Annotated in this window: 22 protein-coding genes; 14 read left to right on the forward strand and 8 right to left on the reverse strand. The window is 69.9% G+C overall.

Annotation, left to right across the window (positions count from 1 at the left end):
- The first annotated feature begins 81 nt into the window (after positions 1–81).
- Genes purF through FB559_RS17500 form a run of 3 tightly spaced genes read left to right on the forward strand, consistent with a single transcriptional unit; the run spans position 82 to position 3,258 of the window.
- Positions 82–1,518 carry an amidophosphoribosyltransferase gene (gene purF, locus FB559_RS17490; protein WP_185792268.1) on the forward strand — a complete coding sequence of 479 codons (1,437 nt, stop codon included), beginning with the start codon at positions 82–84 and terminating at the stop codon, positions 1,516–1,518.
- Positions 1,515–2,543, forward strand: coding sequence for a phosphoribosylformylglycinamidine cyclo-ligase (purM, locus tag FB559_RS17495; RefSeq protein WP_141956610.1), 1,029 nt, complete (start codon positions 1,515–1,517; stop codon positions 2,541–2,543). The genes purF and purM overlap by 4 nt, the downstream gene beginning before the upstream one ends.
- 40 nt (positions 2,544–2,583) lie before the next feature.
- A complete protein-coding gene (locus FB559_RS17500) occupies positions 2,584–3,258 on the forward strand; it encodes a SanA/YdcF family protein (RefSeq protein WP_246121693.1) in 675 nt (224 codons plus the stop codon).
- Here the strand turns inward: FB559_RS17500 and FB559_RS17505 are convergent.
- The 3 genes from FB559_RS17505 to FB559_RS17515 form a co-directional block, all read right to left on the reverse strand.
- Positions 3,255–4,730 (reverse strand): SulP family inorganic anion transporter, encoded by a 1,476-nt coding sequence (locus FB559_RS17505; RefSeq protein ID WP_141956611.1) that lies wholly within the window; start codon positions 4,728–4,730, stop codon positions 3,255–3,257. The genes FB559_RS17500 and FB559_RS17505 overlap by 4 nt on opposite strands.
- 193 nt (positions 4,731–4,923) lie before the next feature.
- On the reverse strand, positions 4,924–5,529 hold the full coding sequence (locus FB559_RS17510; protein ID WP_141956612.1) for a carbonic anhydrase: 606 nt from the start codon (positions 5,527–5,529) through the stop codon (positions 4,924–4,926).
- A 161-nt stretch (positions 5,530–5,690) separates the two neighbouring features.
- Positions 5,691–6,062, reverse strand: coding sequence for a hypothetical protein (locus FB559_RS17515; RefSeq protein ID WP_141956613.1), 372 nt, complete (start codon positions 6,060–6,062; stop codon positions 5,691–5,693).
- A 1,173-nt stretch (positions 6,063–7,235) separates the two neighbouring features.
- On the opposite strand from FB559_RS17515, the gene FB559_RS43935 reads away from it, so the two are divergent.
- The gene (locus FB559_RS43935) at positions 7,236–7,397 is read left to right on the forward strand and encodes a hypothetical protein (protein ID WP_185792269.1); all 162 of its coding nucleotides are present in this window, start codon (positions 7,236–7,238) and stop codon (positions 7,395–7,397) included.
- Between the two features lie 357 nt (positions 7,398–7,754).
- Here FB559_RS43935 and FB559_RS17520 read toward each other — a convergent pair whose 3' ends face one another.
- Both FB559_RS17520 and FB559_RS17525 read right to left on the reverse strand, forming a co-directional pair.
- Positions 7,755–7,988: a DUF3073 domain-containing protein gene (locus FB559_RS17520; RefSeq protein ID WP_141956614.1), complete on the reverse strand. Its 234-nt coding sequence runs from the start codon at positions 7,986–7,988 to the stop codon at positions 7,755–7,757.
- A gap of 235 nt (positions 7,989–8,223) precedes the next feature.
- Entirely contained in the window at positions 8,224–9,291 is a 1,068-nt protein-coding gene (locus FB559_RS17525) for a Glu/Leu/Phe/Val dehydrogenase dimerization domain-containing protein (protein ID WP_141956615.1), read from the reverse strand.
- 278 nt (positions 9,292–9,569) lie between these two features.
- On the opposite strand from FB559_RS17525, the gene FB559_RS17530 reads away from it, so the two are divergent.
- Both FB559_RS17530 and bldC read left to right on the forward strand, forming a co-directional pair.
- Positions 9,570–10,436, forward strand: a complete 867-nt coding sequence (locus FB559_RS17530; RefSeq protein WP_141956616.1) for a DUF8083 family protein — start codon at positions 9,570–9,572, stop codon at positions 10,434–10,436.
- A gap of 240 nt (positions 10,437–10,676) precedes the next feature.
- The gene (bldC, locus tag FB559_RS17535; RefSeq protein WP_141956617.1) at positions 10,677–10,880 is read left to right on the forward strand and encodes a developmental transcriptional regulator BldC; all 204 of its coding nucleotides are present in this window, start codon (positions 10,677–10,679) and stop codon (positions 10,878–10,880) included.
- A 1,415-nt stretch (positions 10,881–12,295) separates the two neighbouring features.
- On the opposite strand, the gene FB559_RS17540 is transcribed toward bldC, so the two are convergent.
- Entirely contained in the window at positions 12,296–12,994 is a 699-nt protein-coding gene (locus FB559_RS17540; RefSeq protein ID WP_246121695.1) for a TetR/AcrR family transcriptional regulator, read from the reverse strand.
- A gap of 229 nt (positions 12,995–13,223) precedes the next feature.
- Here FB559_RS17540 and FB559_RS17545 point away from each other — a divergent pair, with 229 nt between their 5' ends.
- The 5 genes from FB559_RS17545 to FB559_RS17565 all read left to right on the forward strand — a co-directional run bounded on the left by FB559_RS17545 (position 13,224) and on the right by FB559_RS17565 (position 18,285).
- Positions 13,224–14,252: a LacI family DNA-binding transcriptional regulator gene (locus FB559_RS17545; protein ID WP_141956618.1), complete on the forward strand. Its 1,029-nt coding sequence runs from the start codon at positions 13,224–13,226 to the stop codon at positions 14,250–14,252.
- 242 nt (positions 14,253–14,494) lie between these two features.
- Positions 14,495–14,731 carry a hypothetical protein gene (locus FB559_RS17550; RefSeq protein ID WP_141956619.1) on the forward strand — a complete coding sequence of 79 codons (237 nt, stop codon included), beginning with the start codon at positions 14,495–14,497 and terminating at the stop codon, positions 14,729–14,731.
- A gap of 234 nt (positions 14,732–14,965) precedes the next feature.
- Positions 14,966–15,757 carry an N-acetylmuramoyl-L-alanine amidase gene (locus tag FB559_RS17555; protein WP_246121697.1) on the forward strand — a complete coding sequence of 264 codons (792 nt, stop codon included), beginning with the start codon at positions 14,966–14,968 and terminating at the stop codon, positions 15,755–15,757.
- A 24-nt stretch (positions 15,758–15,781) separates the two neighbouring features.
- Entirely contained in the window at positions 15,782–17,191 is a 1,410-nt protein-coding gene (locus FB559_RS17560) for a DUF7059 domain-containing protein (protein ID WP_141956620.1), read from the forward strand.
- Positions 17,191–18,285, forward strand: a complete 1,095-nt coding sequence (locus FB559_RS17565; RefSeq protein ID WP_221640065.1) for a DUF711 family protein — start codon at positions 17,191–17,193, stop codon at positions 18,283–18,285. Before FB559_RS17560 ends, FB559_RS17565 begins: the two co-directional genes overlap by 1 nt.
- On the opposite strand, the gene FB559_RS17570 is transcribed toward FB559_RS17565, so the two are convergent.
- Positions 18,275–19,123, reverse strand: coding sequence for an alpha/beta fold hydrolase (locus FB559_RS17570; protein WP_185792270.1), 849 nt, complete (start codon positions 19,121–19,123; stop codon positions 18,275–18,277). The genes FB559_RS17565 and FB559_RS17570 overlap by 11 nt on opposite strands.
- Positions 19,124–19,257: 134 nt before the next feature.
- On the opposite strand from FB559_RS17570, the gene FB559_RS17575 reads away from it, so the two are divergent.
- From FB559_RS17575 to FB559_RS17585, 3 genes are all read left to right on the forward strand, one after another.
- A complete protein-coding gene (locus FB559_RS17575; protein WP_141956623.1) occupies positions 19,258–19,752 on the forward strand; it encodes a 2-thiouracil desulfurase family protein in 495 nt (164 codons plus the stop codon).
- Between the two features lie 56 nt (positions 19,753–19,808).
- On the forward strand, positions 19,809–20,813 hold the full coding sequence (locus FB559_RS17580; protein ID WP_141956624.1) for a zinc-binding dehydrogenase: 1,005 nt from the start codon (positions 19,809–19,811) through the stop codon (positions 20,811–20,813).
- A 158-nt stretch (positions 20,814–20,971) separates the two neighbouring features.
- Positions 20,972–22,642: an MFS transporter gene (locus FB559_RS17585; RefSeq protein WP_141956625.1), complete on the forward strand. Its 1,671-nt coding sequence runs from the start codon at positions 20,972–20,974 to the stop codon at positions 22,640–22,642.
- A gap of 40 nt (positions 22,643–22,682) precedes the next feature.
- On the opposite strand, the gene FB559_RS17590 is transcribed toward FB559_RS17585, so the two are convergent.
- Positions 22,683–23,345, reverse strand: coding sequence for a DUF1707 SHOCT-like domain-containing protein (locus tag FB559_RS17590; protein WP_221640066.1), 663 nt, complete (start codon positions 23,343–23,345; stop codon positions 22,683–22,685).
- Positions 23,346–23,367 lie beyond the last annotated feature (22 nt).

Consider the following 23,367-nt stretch of genomic DNA (forward strand, 5'->3'; position numbering starts at 1 on the left):
GTGGGGGATCGGAGCCGCAGGAGGCTCGCGGCGCGCCGGTCCGTGACCAGCGGGTCGAGGCCACCGCCTACACTGGGCAACGTGTCGAACGGAGACGGACGACTGACCCACGACCTCGACCCCCTCGATCACAGCCCGCAGGACGCATGTGGTGTCTTCGGCGTCTGGGCTCCGGGCGAAGAGGTCAGCAAACTCACCTATTTCGGGCTTTACGCCCTGCAGCACCGCGGGCAGGAATCTGCCGGCATCGCGGTCAGCGACGGGGCGCGCATCGTCGTGTTCAAGGACATGGGCCTGGTCGCCCAGGTCTTCGAGGAGTCAGTGCTCAACACCCTGCGTGGCCACATCGCCATCGGGCACTGCCGCTACTCGACGACCGGGTCCAGCGTCTGGGAGAACGCCCAGCCGACCTTCCGGTCCACCGACGACGGCAGCCTGGCCCTCGGGCACAACGGCAACCTCATCAACACCCCTGAGCTGGCGGCTCGCCTGCGCCCCGGCGAGCTCAGCGCCACCACCGACACCGAAGTGCTCACCGCCCTCCTCGGCACCGGGCCGGGCGGGGTCGAGAAGGCGGCGATGGACATCCTGCCGCTCGTCCGGGGTGCCTTCTCCCTGGTGTTCATGGACGAGCAGACGCTCTACGCCGCACGAGACCCGCAGGGCATCCGCCCGCTGGTGCTCGGCCGGCTCGAGCACGGCTGGGTCGCGGCCTCCGAGACCGCGGCGCTCGACATCGTCGGCGCCACGTTCGTCCGCGAGGTCGAGCCCGGCGAGCTGATCGCCATCGACGAGGACGGGGTGCGTTCCACCCACTTCGCCGAGCCCGATCCCAAGGGCTGCCTGTTCGAGTACGTCTACGTGGCCCGGCCCGACACCTCTATCGCCGGCCGCAGCGTGCAGGCGACCCGGGTCGACGTCGGCCGCCGGCTCGCCCGCGAGCACCCCGTCGACGCGGACCTGGTCATCCCGACGCCCGAGTCCGGCACTCCGGCCGCGATCGGCTACGCCGAGGCGTCCGGGATCCCGTACGGCCAGGGCTTCGTCAAGAACTCCTACGTGGGCCGCACGTTCATCCAGCCCTCGCAGACCATCCGTCAGCTCGGCATCCGGCTCAAGCTCAACCCGCTGCGCGAGGCGATCGAGGGCAAGCGCCTGATCGTGGTCGACGACTCGATCGTGCGCGGCAACACCCAGCGGGCCATCGTCCGGATGCTGCGTGAGGCCGGCGCCAAGGAGGTGCACGTCCGCATCTCCAGCCCGCCGGTGTCCTGGCCGTGCTTCTACGGCATCGACTTCGCCACCCGCGCCGAGCTGATCGCCGGAAACCTCTCCGTCGAGGAGATCCGGGCCTCGCTCGGCGCCGACACTCTCGGCTACATCTCCCTCGAGGAGCTCATCGCCGCGACGAGCATCCCGCGCGAGCGGCTCTGCCGGGCCTGCTTCGACGGCGAGTACCCCATCGACGTGGCCGAGAACGCCCGCGGTAAACACCTGCTCGAAGAGGCTCGCAAGTGAGTACGTCCTACGAGGCCGCCGGCGTCGACATCGCCGCCGGCGACCGGGCCGTCCAGCTCATGAAGTCCCACCTCGCGAAGGCGCGCCGGCCCGAGGTGGTGCACGACTCCAGCGGCTTCGCCGGCCTGTTCGACATCTCCGCGGTCCGGCGCTTCGAACGCCCCCTGCTCGCCACCTCCACCGACGGCGTCGGCACGAAGGTCGACCTGGCCCGCCGGCTGGGCGTGTACGACACGATCGGGCACGACCTGGTCGGCATGGTGGTCGACGATCTCGTGGTCAGCGGCGCCGAGCCGCTGTTCATGACCGACTACATCGCCTGCGGCAAGGTCGTACCCGAGCGCATCGCCAAGATCGTCTCCGGCATCGCCGAAGGCTGCGCGCTGGCCGGCTGCGCGCTCGTCGGTGGCGAGACCGCCGAGCATCCCGGCCTGCTCGAACCCGATGAGTTCGATCTCGCCGGGGCCGGCACCGGTGTAGTGGAGGCGTCCCGCCTGCTCGGCCCCGAGCGCGTCTCGCCCGGAGACATCGTGGTGGGCCTCGCGTCCTCGGGCATCCACTCCAACGGCTACTCCCTCGTCCGTCATCTGCTGCGGGAGACGGAGCTGTCGCTGGATGCCATCGTGCCCGAGCTGGGCCGCACGCTGGGCGAAGAACTGCTCACCCCGACCCGGATCTACGCCAAGGACTGCCTGGCCCTCGCCTGGGCGTCCGAGGTGCACGCGTTCGCGCACATCACCGGCGGCGGCCTGGCCGCGAACCTCGCCCGGTCCCTGCCGTCCTCCTGCGACGCCGTCATCGAGCGCGCCACGTGGACGCCGCCGCCGATCTTCTCGGTGCTGGAGTCGTACGGGCGAGTGCCGGGCGAAGAAATGGACAGGACCTTCAACCAGGGCGTCGGGATGACCGCGATCGTGGGCGCCTCGCACATCGACGCCACGATGCGGCTGCTGGCCGAACGCGGTGTCGACGGCTGGCCGATCGGCGAGGTCGTTCCCGGTTCCGGCTCGGTAAAGCTCATCTGACCAAGGAACTCCCGTCGTCCCGCAGGCGTCCCTAATCGATGTGGGAACGTTCGCGCGCAGGTTGTGGCGCTGCAGGGCCCCGTTGGCGGTGCTGTGCGCCCTCGGCGTGTACGCCCTGGTGCTGCCGTTGGGGTGGATGTACGCCGGTTCGGCCCGCTATCGGGTGAGCCCGGGAAACGTCCGGCCCACCGCCGTCGGCATCGTCTTCGGCGCCGGGGCACCGCAGGGGCATCCCTCTCCGATGCTGGTCGGACGCCTGGAGCTCGCGCTGGACCTCTATCGGCGAGGAAAGGTCGAGGTCCTCCTCGTGACCGGCGACAACAGCCGTTCGCACTACAACGAGCCGCTCGTCATGCGCGACTACCTGATCGCGCGGGGCGTGCCGTCCGGCCGCATCGTGCTCGACTACGCCGGCTTCGACACCTGGGACTCTTGCGTACGGGCCAAGAAGATCTTCGGCGTCGACCGCGCGATCCTGATCACCCAGCGCTTCCACCTGCCGCGAGCCATCACGCTGTGCCGCTCGGTCGGCATCGACGCGTGGGGCGTCGGCGACGACAGCAGCCCGTACGCTCCGATCGCCACGGTGATCTCCTATCTGCGTGAGCTGCCCGCCGGCCTGAAGGCGGCGTACGACCTGGTGGCCAAGCCCGGCCCGCGCTTCCTCGGCCCCCGCGAACCGGGCATCGGCCACGCTCTCGAGACGCCGCGCTAGATACCCGCGCCCTCCGAGACCCGTACCGGCGTGTCGTCCCGGCCGCCGTGCTGGGTGGCCCAGCCCATCAACGCCGTACGGCAGGCGTGGTCCAGGTGGCGCAGCGCGGACAGGTCGAGCTCGACCGGCCGCCCGTGAGGTATCGCCTCGAGAGTGTCCAGCATCCGGGGCAGGCGCAGGAAGGTCGCGTTCCCGGTGAGCCGGATCTCGATCGGCCCCGTCCCGTCGCCTTCGCGTACGTCCACGTGGATGTCGGAGACGTCCCAGGCCGTCTTGGCGATCGCCAGCAGGATGCCGATCAGGACACCTTCGAAGAGGTTCGTCAGCACGATCGCCAGGGTGGTCCCGAGCAGGACGATGGCCTCACCGCGCTCGGTACGCCACAGGCGGCCCACGTCGCGCGGAGACAGCAGCTTCCAGCCCGCGTGGACGAGGACCGCGGCCAGCGCGGTGACCGGGATCACCCCGAGCACCGCGGGCGCCGCCACCGTGAACGCCAGCAGCCACCCGCCGTGCAGGATCCGCGAGAGCTTGGTACGCGCGCCGGCCTGCACGTTGGTCGCGCTACGGACGATCACCGCGGTCATGGGGAGCGCGCCGAGAAGGCCACAGACGGAGTTCCCGGCGCCCTGGGCCATCAGCTCCTGGTCGTACCTCGTCCGCGGCCCGTTGTGCATCCGGTCGACCGCTGCGGCGCTGAACAGGCTTTCGGCCGAGGCGATCAGCGCGAACGCCACGATCGTCCCGAGCACGCCCACGTCGCCGAAGTAGCCGAGGTCATCCAGTGACGGCGGCCGCAGCGCCGCCAGCAGCCCGTGCACCTGGATGCGCTGTACGGGCAGGTCGAGTACTGCCGTCGCCAGAGTGGCGAGCGCCACCGCCGCCAGCGCCGCCGGGACCGTACGCAGCCGGCGCGGCACGAAGCGCCAGCAGACCAGGACGGCGAGGGTGCCGGCCCCGACACCGCCGGCGGCCAGGGCCGAGGGATCGCGCGCCGAGTCCGCGAGCAGCTCGGGCAGCGCGGTCAGGTTGGCCAGCGCCGCACCGGGCGAACGGCCGTCGAACAGCGTGTGCACCTGACCGGCCACGAGCGCCAGGCCGATACCGGCGAGCATGCCCTGCACCACCGAGATGGAGATCGCGCGAAACCACCGGCCTAACCGCAGCGCGCCCATGGCGAGCTGGAGGAGACCGGTGGAGAGCACGACGATCCCGAGGACCCGCAGGCCATGCTCGTGCACGGCCTCGTACACGAGCACGGTCAGGCCGGCGGCGGGCCCACTGACCTGGAGACTGCTACCGGGCAGGGCGCCGGCCACCAGGCCGCCGATGATCCCGGTGACCAGCCCGAGCTCCGGGGGCACCCCGGAGGCCACCGCCACGCCGATGCAGAGCGGCAGGGCGACCAGGAAGACGACTACGGAAGCAAGGGCGTCGCGCCACAGTGTGTCGCGTGCCGAGAAGAGTTCCATCTCTCACCTTGGGTTCGCGGATGGGACTGACGGCGGCGGGATGCGGGCGGGGAGTTCGGCGGAGCGTCAGATCACAGCCTGAGATCGCCGGCCCGGCCCCCGGGCATGGTCCCGGGGACCGCGGCCATGGATGCCCGCGGCGGATGGCCGCCGCGGGGTCGCGCGTCGGTGTTGGTGTGGGTCGGCCGTCTCGCTACAGCGGCAGGAACTTTCCTTCGCGTGGCTCCAGGGCGCTGACCACCCCGGTGTCGATGGCGTAGAACCATCCGTGCAGGCGCAACCGGCCATCCTCGAGCCGCGCCGCGACACTGGGATGGCCGCGGAGGCGTTCCATCTGCGTGAGTACGTGCCGCTGCACGGCGGACGTCAGAGCGTCACCGTCGCGAAGATCGACGGCATCGCGGGTCGCGTCGTGCGGCTCGGTGTCGGCGAGCCAGCGCCGTACCGTCGCGGGAGTGCCCGGGTCATCGGGCCGTACGATCGCGGTGACCGCCCCGCAGTGCGAGTGGCCGCACACGACGATGTTGCTCACCTGGAGCACCTCCACCGCGAACTCGATGGTGGCGGTCTCGCCGAAGGCCCGCTCGGGGTCGTAGCCGGGCACGATGTTGCCCGCCGTACGCAGCTCGAAGAGCTCTCCGGGCCCCGCGCCGGTGATCAGTGCGGGCACGACGCGTGAGTCAGAGCACGCGATGAACAGTGCCTCCGGGCTCTGGCCCGCGGAGAGGCGCCCGAGGTCGGTGGACCGGTCCGTGGCCCGCGCGGGAAACGTACGGGCATTGTCGATCAGCGACTGCATGGCGCAGCCTTTCTGTGCATCCGTAGGGCTTGACTGAGAGATGCGGAGAGGCGCGTCATCGCGCCGCCATGGACAGGAGATCGCCGGTCGGTTAAGCGACAATTCGCCTCATTTTACGATGACGAAGGCGACGGTCAACGACCGGGTTCCCTACGGAGAGCTCAGCAGCGGAAAATCTGGAGCGCCTCGGGCGAGCACGCCCCGAGGTGTGGCCGCCCACCGGCGTCGGTGATGGCGGCCGTCACGGCCATCGGCACCGCCTGAGCCTGCCCCTTGACGGGTACGGGCGCGGCGGTCTGCGGCGATGGTGGAAGCGCGGGGAGCCGTAGATGGGCAGGCGAGCCCCGATCGGCGATCTGATGCCGGATGTCGATGGCGTCGTCGCGCACGTGAGAGCCGAGCTTTTCAGCGAACTCCCCCGCGACGACCGTGGTCTGCCCGGCAGGGGACGACGCGTCAAGCACGTCGGGCCCACAGGTGAAGGCGAGCGCGGTCAGCAGCACCGCCGCGATCCACCCCCGCCATGCGCCCACGGCGCGCCCCCCTGACTAACGACCTTACAGACTTCGACTCGAAGTAAGCCTAACCCGAGACAATCGGTGGATGGGAGAGGCAATTCGCCATGACTTAACTCGCTAATTGCGCTAATTGGCGCCATTCCAGCGCATCTTGAGGTCAACTTTCCGGGGAGCGGGGAGCGGGGAGCGGGGAGCGGGGAGCGGGGAGCGGGGAGCGGGGAGCGGGGAGCGGGGAGCGGGGAGCGGGGAGCGGGGAGCGGGGAGCGGGGAGCGGGGCCCTCACCTCAGACCCACCCCAAGTCCTCGCTCAGACCCGCTCCTCACCTGGGACCCGGCCTTCGCTGGGAGATCCACCTCGCGCCGTTGCCCAGGCGTGGTGCTGGCCTGGGACCCGGCCTTCGCTGGGAGATCCACCTCGCGCCGTTGCCCAGGCGTGGTGCTGGCCTGGGACCCGGCCTTCGCTGGGAGATCCACCTCGCGCCGTTGCCCAGGCGTGGTGCTGGCCTGGGACCCGGCCTTCGCTGGGAGATCCACCTCGCGCCGTTGCCCAGGCGTGGTGCTGGCCTGGGATGTGGCTTTCGCTGGTGGGCCGACCTCAGGCCGTCATTCAGGCGTGGTGCTGGCCTGGGATGTGGCTTTCGCTGGCGAGCCGACCTCAGGCCGTCACCCAGGCCCGGCCCTCAATCCAGCCCCAGCCCCAGGCCATCTCCTCAGGTCCCGGTCCGGTCTGATTCCGCATCAGACCCCGTTTCCCACTCGAGTCAGGCCCATCCCTTGACTCTGGCTCGTGGTACCCGGCTCCCCTCTCCTGCGGGCGAGGGCTGGTGCCGGTCGGGCTGGAACCGAGATGTGGCTGGTTTGAGTTCGAGCTCGTGTCGAGCCCCAGCGCCAGTTCGAGGCCAAATCCCGAACCCGAGACCCAGGCCCGAGCGCCTGACCGAAAGCCCAAACTCATCCGAACGTATGCCAATACCTGAGCCCATTCCCGGCCAGATACGACAACTAAGGCTGAGCCAAGGTGCGGGTCCTAGATCGAGCCCCGTAGCGCTTGCCCGATCCTGAGCTCCGGAGCCCGCCCCTGTCTCGCATCTGGCCGCCCCACGCTCAGGAGCCCCATTCCAAGAGCCCCGCCGTCAGGCGTCACATGCCAAGACCCCCCGCCCTCAGGAAGCCCCACTGAAGAGCTCCGTGCTCAAGAGCTCCGTGCTCAAGAGCTCCGTGCTCAAGAGCCCCGTGCTCAAGAGCCCCGTGCTCAAGAGCCCCGTGCTTAGGAGCCTCGGCGACGCGCGGCCCGTGGCAATCCCGCACTCGGGCCTCGCCGCCCAGGCTCACGCCCGAGCACCCGTCTGACCATCGCCACCTGCGACACCCGGCCGTGAACCCGCAGGGGACGGAACGCTCACGCGCTGTAAGTGATCACAGGAAACCGAAAACGCGCCGGCGGCATGCTGCCTGCCGACGGGTTCGGCCGGCAGGTCAGGGACCGCGAGCGGAAGACGCAGGGCATGGGCATGCGAAACACGACCCAGGGCATCTGCGCCCTTTACGGCAAAACGCCGCAGGAGATCAGCGATCGCAAGGAACGCCGATCGGCATACGCAAAGCGCCCCCGCCGGGGCGGCGGGAACGCTTTGCGGTCATGCACTTAGCACGACCCCTGAGATCCGCCCAGTGACGAACGTGGGCTGATCCCAAATACTGAGACGGCTACTTCGCCGTGCTCTTACCGTCGCTCTCGTCGTGGTCCTCGGCGTAGTCCGCATAGCGGTCTGCGAGGTCCTCATACGCCGACGAGTCGTCGTCGTAGGGGTCATGGTCATCCTGCGAGTTCTGGTTGACGCCTAGCTCGCCACGCAGACGGTCAAGATCGGTCCCGCCGCTGTTGTACTTCAGCTGGCGAGCAACCTTCACCTGCTTGGCCTTGGCTCGGCCGCGCCCCATTGGCTCGACCCCCTCGATGGTCGGGGACCCGTCGTTGGCCCCACTTACGCTCGCTTACGCAACCACAGCCGGGCGCGGCGTGACCCCACGCCCCGGCTACGGCTACAACCGTACCCGTTTTGCGCCCGGCTCGGTACGTCGTCTGCGCGGTGGCGGCTCCTGCCGAGGATAGCCGACGTCACGAGCCGACTGGTCCGGGATCCCCATCACCGTGGAGATCCCGGACGAGAACGGGTCAGGGATTGACCAAGATGCCGCGCAGACGGCCGATTTCGGACATGCGGCGTTCGGCGAGCCGGTCCGCGGCGACGGCCGGAGGGACGCCTTCGTCCGAGGCGATCTGGAAGATGCGGCGCGTGGTGTCGAAAATCCCCGTGGCCTTCTGCCGGGCGCGGTCGAAGTCGAACCCCTCGATCTCGTCGGCGACCTGGATCACGCCGCCGGAGTTGACCACGTAGTCGGGGGCGTAGAGCACGTCGCGGTCGGCGAGCTGCTTCTCGATGCCGGCGTGGGCGAGCTGGTTGTTGGCGCCGCCACACACGATCTTCGCCCGCAGCGCCTCGACGGTCGCGTCGTCCAGGGCGCCGCCCATCGCGCATGGGGCGTACACGTCGAGCTCGGCACCGCTCAGCGCGTCATGCCCGTCGGCCACCTCGACCTCGGGGTGCTCGCCGCGTACGCGGTCGATCGCGGCCTCGGTCACGTCGGTGATGACCACCTCGGCGCCATCGCTGACCAGGTGCTCGACGAGCCTGCGGCCGACCTTGCCGACTCCCTCGACGCCGACGCGGCGGCCGCGGAGCGTCGGGTCGCCCCACGTGTGCTCCGCGGCGGCGCGCATGCCCTGGAACACCCCGAAGGCGGTCAGGATCGACGAGTCGCCGGCGCCTCCGTGTGCGAGCGTACGGCCGGTGACGTAGTCGCACTCACGCGCGATGACGTCCATGTCCTCGGAGAAGGTGCCCACGTCGCAGGCGGTGAAGTAGCGGCCGTGCAGCGACTGCACGAACCGGCCGTACGCGCGCAGGAGCCCCTCCGTCTTGATCGCGGTGGGATCGCCGATGATGACCGCTTTGCCGCCTCCGAGATCGAGGTCCGCGAGAGCGTTCTTGTACGCCATGCCCTTGGAGAGGTTGAGCACGTCGTCGAGCGCCTCGTCCTCGGACTCGTACGGGTAGAAGCGGGTGCCGCCCAGCGCAGGACCCAGTGCGGTCGAATAGATGGCGATGATCGCCCTGAGGCCGGTGGCCTCGTCATGGCAGAACACGACTTGTTCATGGGGGGTGCCGAAGACCTTCGTCACTGTTGTGGCTCCTCTCTGAGCGCACACTTGCCCAATGCCGCGATGGCGGCGTGAGCTTTGTACCCGATACCCGAAAGCCGGGCGACATGTCCGTGGATCGCACGACAAACGACCAGCTCCGGGAGCATGAGTCGGACAGGCTCAGAGTAGGCGCACCGGCCGCCGGCCCGCAGTGATCGATTACGGCGTCGGCGCCGAGCGGCTCCGGGAGGTCTCAGGAGCGTCTCAGCGCGCGTGACGGCGAGCGTTCCGCGGTGAGATCGTGTCACGATGCGGACGTGTTGCCTTACGCCGCGTACCTTCGGGTATACGAACCGCTGAACGCCTTTGCCGAGCCGGAGAAGTCCATTTGGGCAGCGTATGCCGCATCGGACCGGCGACCGCGGCGTGTCGGAGCACTGGACGTCGAGCACACGCATGCCCTGAGACGCCTGATCGCGGTACCTCCGATCGTGGCGCCACTGCGTGAGAGCCGCGACGCGTACGTCCGGCGCGCCGAGGGCGTGACCTACGTCTGCCCGTGGGAGACGCGGCTGCGTTCGTGGCTGGCCTTCGACCGGTTCCGCGCGGGGATGTCCGAGCAGCTGGCCGAGATGTTCGTGCCGCCGCGCGTGGCCGAGCAGGCCGACGGCGCGTTCGACCGCTGGAAGCGCCACAACAGCACCCTCAGCCCGCACATCCTGTCGAGCACGTGGCAGGTCCCGCTTGCCTGGTTCGTACCCTTCATCGCCAAAGAGCGCTGGCTGGTGCTCGGCGGGCACGACGAGAACGCCGGAGGCGGTCCCACGACCGCCACGCCCGTACGCACGCTGATCTACGTCACGCCGATGGCCCAGGCAAGGCGCCGCGTGGCGCGAGCCCTCGCCGCGGTACGGCGCCACGCCGAAGACGGATTCGATCTCGACGAGGTCGAATCCGTGGGTCGCTGGCTGGAGGAGTTCCACCCGCACTCGCTGGTCGAACTCGACTACGGCGGGCTCGTGCACATCCTCGACGACGCCGCGCTACGTGCCGATGAGTCCGTGGCGGAGGTGGCTGCGGCGATCACGGGCATGGAGACCGGAGAGCCCGAACTCGCGATCGCGATGCACAAGCGCGTGGTCTCCCGCTGGCGCGTCGTACGAGCTCTTGAATCCGCGAACTGAGGACAATTACCTGAATCAGCGCGCGATGCGACGATACGTGTCGCTAGAATCACGCAGCGTGACTCAGTCACCAAAAATCGCAGAGTTGCTATCAGGGACTTGCCTGTTGCGCTGAGTGGTGGCATGGTTACGTCTTGTGATGTCAAAGTGGTTCATCCAGACCATAAGAGACATCAGTGGCACGCGCGAGGATCAAACGCTGGATCGCTGTCATCGGTCCACGGAGGAGAGGCCGCACAAATGTCAGCTCGTACGCCAGAGGCCGAGCCCCTGCTGACGCCGGCAGAGGTGGCGACGATGTTCCGCGTCGACCCCAAGACCGTCACCCGCTGGGCGAAGGCTGGGAAGTTGACGTCAATCCGGACGCTGGGAGGACATCGGCGCTACCGCGAGGCCGAGGTCCGCGCTCTGCTGGGGGGGATCCCGCAGCAGCGGTCGGAGTAACTCGAAACCACCCCGACCGGGGATCGGCGCGCCTGAGGGATCGCCGATGGCCGCCGTAACAAGGGGGGCGCACCGGTCGGCTGCGGGTCAGCCGTGGTCGGTCGCGTGACGTTGACCGCGATGTGGCGGAGCCACCGCCACGTGTGGGCGGTCGGGGAGCTTTCCACTGAAAGTTGTGTCGGCCCCGTTCCCAAACGGGGTCGTGTAGGGGGGTTCTACGGACTCCGCGCGGGTCGTCTCCGGCCTGGAGGGGCCATCGTTCCGTTCAGGATCGACGGCCGCTTCGGACTGGAGACGACTCACGCTGAAGGTACGGATGTCCCGCCCAGGCCGGGTGGGGCATCCGTATCGCCGAAACCGAAGCTCAGAGAGATCATTCGGGCGCCCTGAGCCGCGATGAAGCGCGTAGCGCACAGCCCAGGGCCAGGGATGATCGAGGCCAGCCCGAAATCGCTCGTACTACGCAGAGCGGACGCCTCACGCGCCCAAAACCGCCGGACACGCCCAAAGGGCCTAGACACGCCCGAGACGTCGCCAGCGAACGCCTGAACGCCCCGGACGACACGCCCGGAAGCGGCGAGGTACGAAATATTCGCCGTACGGCCCGGCCAGGCCATCCTGAGGTCAGCCAAGGCGCCGTGCGGGTCGGCCAAGGTACCGAGAGGGTCGGCCAAGATGCCCGAAGAGCGCACAAGGCGCCACGAGGGTCGACCAAGATGCCTGAAGGGCGCACAAGGCACCGCGCGGGTCGGCCAAGGTGCCGCAAGGGTCGACCAAGACGCCCGAAGGGCGCACAAGGCGCCGCGCGGGCGGCGCAAGGCGCCGACACGCAGGTCCAGCGCGGTAGACGGCGCCGATAACGGCAGGCCACGAACGACACAAGCCGCGTCCGTACGCCTGGCTGGGTGACATGAGAACGCGTCCTCGCAGGGAACAGCCAGCGGGAAAGCGTGACGGAGTGGCAGCCCTCATCGGGGCCGCGGCCTGCTCGGCGACCACCCGATCCGGTACGTCGAGGTGAGGAGACGGCACATCGGCCCTCGCGGTGGGCGATGCCGGCATCCCGCGACATCAAGCCCGAAATGGCCGTCCCTCGTGGGGTTGAGGGGGGTTGCCGGGGTGTCGTCGGGTCGAGGTGGCCTTCCCTCGTGAGGTCGAAGGAGGCTGCCGGGTGCCGCTGAGGGCGAGGTGGCCGTCTGTCCGCGATGTCAGGAACGCAGCCGGAAGACACCAGAACCTCCCGTCGTCGGATGACCGATGTGCACGATGCGCTGCCCGGTTTCGGACAGGGCGTTTTTGCGGCCACTGACGCCGGAAGAGGCAGTTGTACCGGTTACAACTCCCTTACCCAGCGATACGGCTCCATGGCGGGAATCCGCCGGACAGCAGAGACGGAAGAAGCCAGGTGAGACCGCCTACGCCGGGTCTCCGTCGGCGATGCGGGCGAGCAGGGCCGCCACGTCCGGATCGTGGCGTGCGGCGACGTCCAGAAGTACCACGTGATGGTCGACCAGCAGCCGTTCGAGTGCCTCGCGGGACAGGTCGCGGTGTTCGAGCCAGTCGAGGCCCGCCGTCTCCACCGACGCCATCCACGATCGCAGCGTTATGCGCAGGACCGGGCCCGGGGCCTCGACGCCGATCGAGGTGATGATGTGGTTCATCACCAGGCCGCGGATCCCGTCCAGGACCTCGCCGACCTCACCCGAACGGTAGGCCGGGCCACCCCGCAGCAGTGCCACGAAACCGGCCGCGTGGTCCTCGACGAAGTCGAAGTAGCGATGCAGCGACACCGCCAGGCGCTCCAGGGGCTTGCCCTCCGCCGGTGGTCGCAGCAGGTCGTCCAGCTGCTTGGCGGCACTGTGCAGTGCGGCGAGGTACAGCTCCTGCTTGCCCCCGAAGTAGTGATAGACGAGCGCACGTGACGCGCCGGCGGCGTCCGCGACATCGTCGATCGAGATGTCCTCGGGCGGCCGGTCGCTGAAGAGCTGCAGTGCAGCGGAGATGAGCTCGTCACGACGCTCGTCGACGCTGAGCCGCCGCCTGCTCGGGCGGCTGTCGGATGAGCGTCGAACGGCCTGCGCAGGCTCATTCCCATCCACGGCGCGATCACCCACGCTGGCAGCGTATCCGAGCCCGCGTCCAATACAGGGCCGCCCATGCCAGGTCAGGCATCGAAAGACGCCTCAAACGCCGCCTAGTGGCATGCCCGAAAGTCCAGTCCGGGTCGCCCCTTACGCACTGTTACAGCCGCCAGCGGGGTTGTGGGGGCATCATGGCATCCCTTGCGGCGGTCCGTCTGTCTCTGCCCCGATTCAGTGGACCCCCTGGGCTACAGGAGATTCGATGGCAGCAGAGGACCGACGCCGGGAGAAGGCCGTGGCGGCAAAGCCCACCATTCGCAACGTGGCGGAGCGGGCAGGCGTGTCCAAATCGCTGGTCTCGCTCGTGATGCGCGGATCCCCGCATGTCAGTGAGCAGCGCCGGCAGGCCGTGCTCAAGGCCGCCAGAGAGCTGGGCTACCGGCCCAACGCGGTCGCTCGCAGCCTGGTCGAAGGGCGTACGCGCCTGATCGGTGCGCTGGTCGCCGACCTGCACAACCCCTTCTTCGCCGAGTTCCTCGACGGATTGCAGGAGAGCCTGCACGGCGAGGGACTGCGCATGCTCGTCGGCAGCGGCCGGTGGGATCCGCACTTCGAGGCGGAGGCGGTCGAGGCGTTCCTGGAGATGCGGGTCGACGGGCTCGTACTCCTCAGCGTCGTGCCCGACTCGCTCACCGAGGCGTCCAAGAGCGTCCCCGTGGTCGTCGTCGGTGAGCGTGACGTCGAGGGCGTCGACATCGTCGTGGACGACGACGAACTCGGTGCGCGGCTGGCCGTGGACCACCTCGTCGGCCTCGGCCACGATCGGATCGCCCACATCGAGGGCGCGCCCTCGACCACCGCGCACTATCGGCGTACCGGGTACGAGCAGGCCATGCGGCGGCACGCGTTCGAGGATCGGATCGTCGTGGAGCCCGGCGACTTCACCGAGGAGGGCGGCTACCGCGCCGCGCGCAAGCTGCTGTCCCGCGACCCGCGTCCCACCGCGATCTTCGCCCCGAACGACCTGGTGGCCACCGGGGTGCTGTCCGCCGCGGACGAGCTCGGCCTGCACGTGCCCGACGACGTCTCGATCGTCGGGTACGACAACACCCACCTCGCCGCCATCCGGCACATCTCGCTGACGAGCGTGGACCAGCCGCGCCGCGACATGGGCCGGGTCGCCGCCGAACGCCTGTGCGCCCGCATCGAGGACCCTCTACGGGAGCCGCTGCAGACGCTCGTCGTACCCCACCTCGTGATCCGCGCGACCACAGGCCGCGCACCGCACTAGATCTACCTGCGGCATCGCTGATCTACCTGCGGTCCCGGGGTGGTGATCGCGGGTCTGGTGACGGTAAGCGCCTCGTCAAGTCTGGCCGGACCGGTGTGCCGTTCACCGTGCGGCCGGTCTTAATGGGTGAGCACACCAGCCGCTCGGCGGGCTGGGGGGCGGAGGAGGACGGCCCTACCGGGGGGAAGGGCCGTCGTCGTCGCAGGGACCGCCGAGCGGCAATCAATACCGGGGGGTTGATCATGCGTGATCCGGAACTGGTGTCATGCGCCCAGCGGGCCGCGAGCGAGCTCGAACGCGCGTGGTCACAGTGGCGGCGCGCGCGTGGCCTGATCGAAGAGGTCTCCGAATCGGTCGCCAGTTACGTCGCCCACTCGATCGACCACCCATGGGGCCGTCCGCGCGTGGTGCTCGGCCTCGACGCGGAAGAGGCACGTGCCCTCGCCGCGCTGCTCGGCAAGGAACACGCCTACCTGTAGCCGGCGGCTGCGGGATCCCAGGCGTGGCCGTCGTCGCCACAACTCAGCGCGGAGAGGGCGGCGGCGGTCACCTTGCCGTACGTGGGGCCGTACGTACGGGGCCGTGTACGGGGCCGTGATCTGCGGTGGAGCAGGGCTTTACCGCCTTCGGGACATAGCTGCCGGAGGTGTTTGGCACACTGGGCAGTGATGCCTTCTCTGATGACGCACTCCGGACGAAGAACTTTCGGGGCCTTGGCGATCACTGCCGCGGCCGGACTCCTCTGTGGCTGCGGGTCCGGTGACGGCTCCGCCGCGTCGGCCACCCCGCCGTCGGCCGTGACGACCTCGGCCGCCGCCGCGGCGTCCACACCTGCGCCGCCGCAGGGCTCCCTCGCCGGAAAGGTCATCGTGATCGACCCGGGTCACAACGGCGCCAACGCCTCGCACCCGGCGATCATCAACAAGAAGGTCAACGTCTACAACGGGTACAAGCCGTGTAACTCGACCGGCACCGCGACGAACGACAACTACGCCGAGCACGCGTTCACCTGGGACGTCGCGAACCGCCTCGCGAAAGACCTGCGCGCCAAGGGCGCCAAGGTCATCCTCACCCGCAAGAACGACAAGGGCGTCGGACCGTGCGTCGACGAGCGGGCGAAGATCGCCAACCGGGCGCACGCCGATGCCAGCCTCGCGATCCACGGTGACGGTGCCCCGGCCAGCGGCCATGGCTTCCACGTCATCGAGCCGGCCGTGATCAAGGGCCACAACGAGAAGGTCGTGCCCAAGTCCGACAGGCTCGGCCTGGACATCCGTAACGCCTTCCACCAGGGCACCGGCATCCCCTACTCCAGCTACCTCGGCAAGAAGGGCCTGGACGTCCGCAGCGACCTGGGCGGTCTCAACGTGGCCACCGTGCCGGCCGTGTTCATCGAATGCGGCAACATGCGCAACGCCGGTGACGCCGCCAAGATGAAGAGCCCCGCCGGACGCCAGCGCATGGCCGACGCGCTCGCCCAGGGCTTCGTGAAGTTCCTGTCCTGACGGCCGCCCCGGAAGAATACGGGCATGCCAGATCGACCAGCACGCGTACGTGACCTCTTCGAGCAGGCCGGCTACACCGTCGACGGCGTACGGGACCTGCTCGGGCCGGTCGCCGGGGCCGCGCTGGCCCGCGACGAGATCGTTCCCGCGCTGCGCGCCGCACGCGGCGATACGCCCCTGGAGACCCTGCTCCGGCTCTTCTGGCTCCAGGTGCCGGTGCCAGGCGCGGCACTCGACTTCGAGGACCTGACCGCGCTGGGCCTGGTCGAGCGCGACGGCGACGAGGTACGGGCCCGTCTGCACGTCGAGCCCGTCGAGTCCACCCCGAACGGCTACGTCGTCTCCGACCTCAAGGCGCGCCCCGGCGGCAGCCCCCTGCGCGACGACCACGTCGTCGGCCAGGGCGGAGCCTCGGCCAACCTCGCCCAGCTCGTTGTCCACAGGCCTGTGGACAACCTTCTCGATCTGGGGACAGGCTCGGGAGTCCAGGCCGTCCACCTGGCCGGACGCGCCCAGCGGATCACCGCCACCGATCTCAACCCGCGCGCCCTCGAGCTGGCCGCACTGAGCTTCGCCCTGTCCGGGGTCGAGGCGGAGCTGCTCGCCGGTGACCTGTTCGCGCCGGTCGAGGGCCGGGAGTTCGACCTGATCGTCTCCAACCCGCCGTTCGTCATCTCCCCGGACCGGCGGTTCGGCTACCGCGAGTCCGGCCTCCAAGGTGACGAGGTCTGCCGCCGGCTCGTACGACAGGCGCCCCGCCACCTCGCCGAGGACGGCTGGTGCCACCTGCTCGCCAACTGGCTGCACGTCGACGGCGAGGACTGGCACGATCGCGTCGCCGGCTGGATCGAGGGCGTGGACGGCTGGGCCGTACAGCGGGACGTACAGGATCCGGCGGAGTACGCCGAACTCTGGCTGCGCGACTCGTGCGAGGCGGGCACCCCTGAGTACCGCGAACGCTACGACGCGTGGCTGGAGCACTTCGAGCGGCACAAGGTCACCGGCGTCGGCTTCGGCTGGATCACCCTGCACCGCGGCGACGGCCGCGAGGACGTACGCGTCGAGGACCTGCGGCACGCCGTCGACCTGCCCGTGGGCGCCTATGTGGAAGACCTCATGCGCGGCCGTACGGACCTGACGCCCGCCACGATGCTGCGCACCGCCGACGGGGTCGTCCAGGAGCAGGTCGGCCCGCCCGGCGCCGAGGATCCCGAGCGCATCGTGCTGCGGCAGACCCGCGGACTGCGCCGCGCCGCCCAGGTCGGCACCGTCGAGGCGGCGCTCGCCGGCGCCTGCGACGGCGATCTTCCGCTCGGGCCGCTGCTGGAGGCGATCGCCCAGCTCACAGGCGCGGATCCCGGCGTCGTACGCGAGCGTGCCCTTGCCGTGATGCCGGATCTCGTCGCCGATGGGTTCTTTGACATCATCGGCTGATGGTCCCGATTCGTACGCTCACGCTCGGCGTGGCCGAGCCGCACCCGCTGTCCGGCGACGTCATCGCCAAGGCCGCCGAGGCGTTGCGCCGCGCCGAGGCGGCATGCCACGACGACGGCCGCGAGGTGCAGACGCTGCGGCTGTCCACGCGTCCGGTCTTCGGCGACATGACGCCGACCGCCGCGTACGCGCGTGACCTGCAGGCGATGCTCGACGACGCGGGGCTCGTCTACTGCTCGCTCGGTCCGGCGACCGATGGCGTCGAGATCATTCCTGACCTGCTGATCGGCAACGACGCCCTGCACTGCACGGTCCGCCTGGACGGCAACACCGGCGCGGCGCGGCCGGCCGCCGAGGCGATGCTGCGGCTGGCGAACGGGACCGAGGAGGGCTTCGGCAACTTCCGGTTCGCCGCGCTGGCGTGCGTGCCCGCCGGCGCGCCGTTCTTCCCCGCCGCCTATCACGAGGGCCCGGCGAGCCTCACCGTCGGCCTGCAGGGCGCGAGCATCGCCGTCCAGGCCGCTCAGGGCGGACTCGACGGGCTGACCGAGCGCGCCGCCGCGGCGATCACGACGGAGGCGACACCGGTCGTACGGCTCGTGGAGCGGGTGGCCTCGGAGCTGGGCGTGCTCTTCGGCGGGATCGACCTGTCGCCGGCGCCCAACGGCACCGACAGCATCGGCGCGGCGTTCGAGGCGACGTCCGGCGAGTTCGGCGCCCCTGGCACGCTCGCGACGGCGGCCGCGCTGACCGCCGCGCTTCGCGGCACCACGCTGCCGACCTGTGGATACAACGGGCTGATGCTGCCGGTGATGGAGGACGTCGTCCTCGCGCGCCGCTGGGAGGAGGGCCGGATCGGCCTGCACGACCTGCTGGCCTACTCCTCGGTCTGCGGCACCGGCCTGGACACGGTCCCGCTGCCGGGCGACAGCTCGGCCGACGACATCGCCCGCCTGCTCCTGGACGTCACCGCGCTGGCCGTACGCCTGCGCAAGCCCCTGTCGGCGCGGTTGTTCCCGGTGCCGGGTACGCGTACGGGTGACCGTACGGCCTTCACCTCGCCCTACCTCACCAACACCACGGTCAGGTGGTGACGCGGGCGATCGCCTCAAGGCTGGCCGACACGTAGGCCTGCGGTGCGGCGAGGAAGACGTCGTGGTCCTCCTCGATCGTGATCACGTCGGCGCCGAGGCGGTCCGCCATGTCACGCTGGTCGCGGGGCGGCACCGCGCTGTCCTTGGCCGTCACCACGACGGCGGTCGGCACATCGGCCAGCGCCGCCACGTGCGGGCGGAAGTCGAACTCATACTCCGCGAGCATCACGTCGACGATCGTCAGCGGATGGCACTGCACGAGCTCCCGGCGCAGCCACGGCCACAGCATTTTGGTCTGGGTGCTCCGGTCACGCGTGTCGCCAAGAAAGCGCAACGGCGCCGTGCGTCCCAGGCCGAGCGCGGCGAGTGGCCGGACCGCCTTCAGCAGCGGCTTGGTCAGCTTGTCGACGATGCTGTCGAAGCGCAGCGCGGTGGACTGCAGCACCAGCCCGGCGACCCGGTCGGGGTAGCGGCGGGCCAGGTCCAGCCCGATCGGCCCGCCGAGGGAGTAGCCGACGACGATGACCGACTCGATGCCGAGCGCGTCGAGCAGGGCGACGTGGTCATCGGCGCTGTCCTGGATGCTGAACCGCTCCGGCCGCCGCAGCCCGCGGCCGTGCCCCCGGTGGTCCATCGCCACGAGCCCGCCGGAGAGCCTGGGCATGAGGTGGCAGAAGTTGACGTCCGCGGTGAGGGTCCAGCCGTGCAGCAGCAGCACCGGCGCGGGCCCCTCGACGACACGGGCGGTGACCCGGCCGCGGCCGGGCAGGTCCACCACGCGTACAGGAGGCAGGTCGGGTTCGATCACACTGGCACCGATCCGGCCCAGCGGTCGCATCAATCCGAGTCCTCTGCGGAGGTCGGCCTGCGCACCCATATCCAGAGCTTCGCATGGCTAACGAATCGTGGAAATGAGACGGTCATCACATTGATGCGCCCGGCCGTACGTGCCTCTGGTTACTGTGGACAGTGATGGAGCAGATCCTGGTGAGCGCCTGTCTGCTGGGCCAGCCCGTGCGCTTCGACGGCACCGGTAAGCGCAGCCACGACGCCCTGTTCGAGCTCTGGCGGAGCGAGGGGCGCCTCATCCCGTTCTGTCCAGAAGTACGCGGCGGGCTCCCGGTGCCCCGCCAGCCCGCGGAGATCTGCGGCGGCTTCGGCGAGGACGTGCTGGACGGGCGGGCCAAGGTCCTCACCCGCGACGGCGATGACGTCACGCGGCACTTCGTCGTGGGCGCCTGGCAGGCCCTCGAGCAGGCGCGTGCCTCCGGCGCGCGGATCGCGATCCTCAAGGAGGGCAGTCCCTCCTGCGGCAGCCTCCTCATCCACGACGGCACGTTCAACGGCCGCAAGGTTCCCGGCGAGGGCGTGACGACCGCGCTGCTGGAGCGGCACGGCATCGCCGTCTTCGGCGAGGACGCCCTCGAAGCCGCCGCCGAGCGCCTGGCCGAGCTCGAGTGTCCTTGACCTGAACCAACATTGAGGTTGAACACTGCTCCGCAGACGACAAGGGAGCAGTGATCATGCGAGCGATTCAGGTGGAGCGGTTCGGCGGACCCGAGGTGCTGGTGGTGGCCGACCTGCCGGATCCGGTGGCCGGACCGGGGCAGGTCGTGGTCGGGGTGTCCGTCGCGGACGTCGGGTTCGTCGAGACGCAGATCCGGGCCGGCGGCTTCGGCGACCACTTCGCGGTGTCCCCGCCGTACGTGCCCGGCCACGGGGTGGCGGGCGAGGTGATCTCCGTCGGCGAGGGTGTGGACGCCGGATGGCTCGGCCGGCGCGTCGCCGGTTACACCGGGGACCAGGGTGGGCGCGGCGGATACGCCGAGCGGGCCGTGCTCGCGGCGGACGAGCTGGTCGCGGTGCCGGACGGGGTGGGCCTGCGCGAGGCGGCGGCGTTGCTGCACGACGGCGTCACCGCGCTGCGCGTCATCGAGGTGACCGGAGTACGCGCCGGCGAGCACCTCCTGGTCACGGCCGCAGGAGGCGGCATGGGCATCCTGCTGGTGCGGCTCGCGCACGCGGCCGGCGCGTATGTGATCGGTGCGGCACGTGGCAAGGGAAAGCTGGACCTGGTCAGGGAGCAGGGCGCGGACGTCGTGGTGGACTACTCCGAGCCGGGCTGGACCTCGCTGGTACGTGAGGTGACCGGGGGCGCGGGCGCCGACGTGGTGTTCGACGGCGCGGGCGGTGAGATCGGGCGGGCGGCGTTCGAGGTGACGGCGCGGGGTGGCCGGTTCTCGGCACATGGCGCCCCTTCCGGTGGGTTCGCCGTGCTGGATCCCGGCGAGCGAGAGAGGCGCGGGGTGACGGTGCGCGGGATCGAGCATCTCCAGCTCGCCCCGGACGACATGAGGCGGATGCTGGCGCGGGCGCTGTCCGAGGCAGCGGCGGGGCGGATGCGGCCGGTGATCGGGCAGACGTTCCCGCTGGAACGCGCGGCCGACGCACACAGGGCGATCGAGGCCCGCGCGGTCGTCGGAAGGACCCTCCTGGTGACCGGAGAAGACGAACGCGACATGTCTTGACCGTGCCAACAACGCGATATATCTTCTCGGAAAACGAGAGTTAACTTGACGCAGCCCAGCTCGGACTGAACACTGTTCCTTCAACACGAACAGTGTTCTTAAAGCGAGCAACGTTTGTAGCATGGAGCGTCGTTCGCCCCGTACCTCCGGAGGAGATCATGACCACCACCGCGGATGCCCAACCGGGCCCGACCACGGCACCCGAGCCGTACCCCCTGCGCTGGATCGCGCTGTTCGTCCTGCTGGCCGCCGAGGTCATGGATCTGCTCGACGCACTGATCACCAACATCGCCGCCCCCTCGATCCGGGCCGACATCGGCGGCAGCGCGAGCACGATCCAGTGGCTCGGCGCCGCCTACACGCTCGCCATGGCGATCGGCCTGATCACCGGCGGCCGGCTGGGCGACATCGTCGGACGCAGGCGGATGTTCATCATCGGCGCGCTGGGCTTCACCGCCGGGTCACTGCTGTGCGCGGTGTCGCAGTCGCCCGAGATGTTGATCGCGTTCCGCGGTGTCCAGGGCATCTTCGGCGCCGTGATGCTCCCGCAGGGGCTGGGCCTGATCAAGGAGATGTTCTCCGAGAAGGAGATGGCCTCGGCGTTCGGCATGTTCGGACCGGTCATGGGACTGTCCTCGATCGGCGGCCCGATCCTCGCCGGCTGGCTGATCGACGCCGACTACTTCGGCACCGGCTGGCGCATGATCTTCCTGATCAACCTGCCGCTCGGCCTGCTCGCGGTGGCCGGCGGCCTGAAGTTCCTGCCGGAGTCGAGAGCGGCGCGACCGCCACGGCTCGACCTGGTCGGCGTGGTGCTGGCGGGCTTGGCCTCACTCCTGGTGATCTATCCGCTCGTGCAGGGCCGCGAGCTCGGCTGGCCGGCCTGGACGTTCGTCTCGATGGCCGCCGCGGTCGCCGTCTTCGGCCTCTTCGGCTGGTACGAGGCGCGCAAGCACCGGGCCGGCGGCGACCCGCTGGTGATGCCGAGTCTGTTCCGCAAGCGCGGCTTCACCGGCGGGCTGATCGTGGGGATGGTGTTCTTCGCGGGCATCTCCGGGTTCTCGCTGGTGTTCAGCCTGTTCACCCAGCTCGGACTGGGTTACTCGCCGCTGAAGGCGGGCCTGGCGGGCGTGCCGTGGTCGGTCGGCATGATCGCCGGCTTCGGCGCGGCCCAGGCCGTGCAGAAGTTCGGCCGCAAAGTCATCCACGGCGGGGTCGTCGTCATGGCGGGCGGCGTGGCGTGTGTCGTGGCCACCCTGCACCTGGCCGGGATCGGCGTGACCCCGTGGCAGCTGACGCCCGCGCTGGTGCTGACCGGCCTGGGGATGGGCGTGCTGATGGCGCCGTTCTTCGACATCGTCCTGGCCGGTGTCGAGGCGCACGAGACCGGCTCGGCCTCCGGCACGCTCACCGCCGTACAGCAGCTCGGCAGCGCCCTGGGCGTCGCGGTGCTCGGCACGCTGTTCTTCGGCATCCTCGGCGGCCACGTCGCCGCGGCCGCCGACGCGGTCGCGCCGAAGACGCTCGCCGCGGCCGGCGTCTCCGGACCGGCGCGGGACCATCTCGTGGTCGCGCTGCGCACCTGCGGTCACGACCGCGCCGCGGCCAAGGACCAGGACGTGGTGCCAGGCTCGTGCGTCCGACTGGAGGACGAGCTGCGTACCGCTCCGGCGCCGGTTCGGCGCGCTGTGGCACAGGCCGCCGAGGTCTCGGCCAAGCGGGGGTTCAGCAACGCGATGAAGCTGACGCTGTGGGTCGAGGTCGGCCTGCTGGGGCTGACCTTCGCCGCGGCGTTCCTGCTCCCGCTCCGTGCCCGGCCCCAGGAGTGAGGTCCGGCGGGCCGTCCCCTCCAGGGGACGGCCCGCCGCGTCACTCCAGCTGCCGACGGCGGCGGCGTTCGAGCTTCTCGCGCTTGCGCTCTTCCTTGCGGCGCTTCAGCTCCGCGTCCGACGGCTTGCGCTCCACACTCACGCCACCCCAGAACGCCAGGCCGTTGACGATGATCCGAGGGGCGTCGGACGAGCCGATACCGGTCGCGCGATGATCGAAGCCGCCCATGATGCCGATGCCGTTGACGCGCACGTCGGCGTCCTCCGGCACGATGATCTCGATGCCGCCCATGACGGCCCACGCGTTGATCGTCACCTGCGGTCCGGCGAACCGCGCCTCGCGAAGGTCCAGCTCCCCACCGCCCCAGAACGCCACGGCGTTGAACGTCTCGGGCATGACCCACGTGCCCTTGCGCTCGAAGCCGCCCAGGATGCCGATTCCGAGCGAGGAGCTGGGGACGCCGCCGATCCGGTCGCGGAGCGGAACGGCCGGTGTGGCGGGTGCGGATGAGGCCGATGGCAGGTCGCGCGTGATGGGCTCGAGGTCGCCATACGTCTTCGCCGCGTACACTGCGGTCAGTCGTTCGTCGAGTTCCTCCAGGTCAAGCCTGCCATCCCCGGCGGCATCACGAAGGATCGAGGCGACGTTGTCCCGTTCGGCGTCTGAGATGCGCAACTCATGACGCTCGGGGGGATTCATCATGCGGACAGCCTAAATCGCCGGG

Origin of the sequence: Actinoallomurus bryophytorum, from assembly GCF_006716425.1 — a bacterium.
GTDB lineage: Bacteria > Actinomycetota > Actinomycetes > Streptosporangiales > Streptosporangiaceae > Actinoallomurus > Actinoallomurus bryophytorum.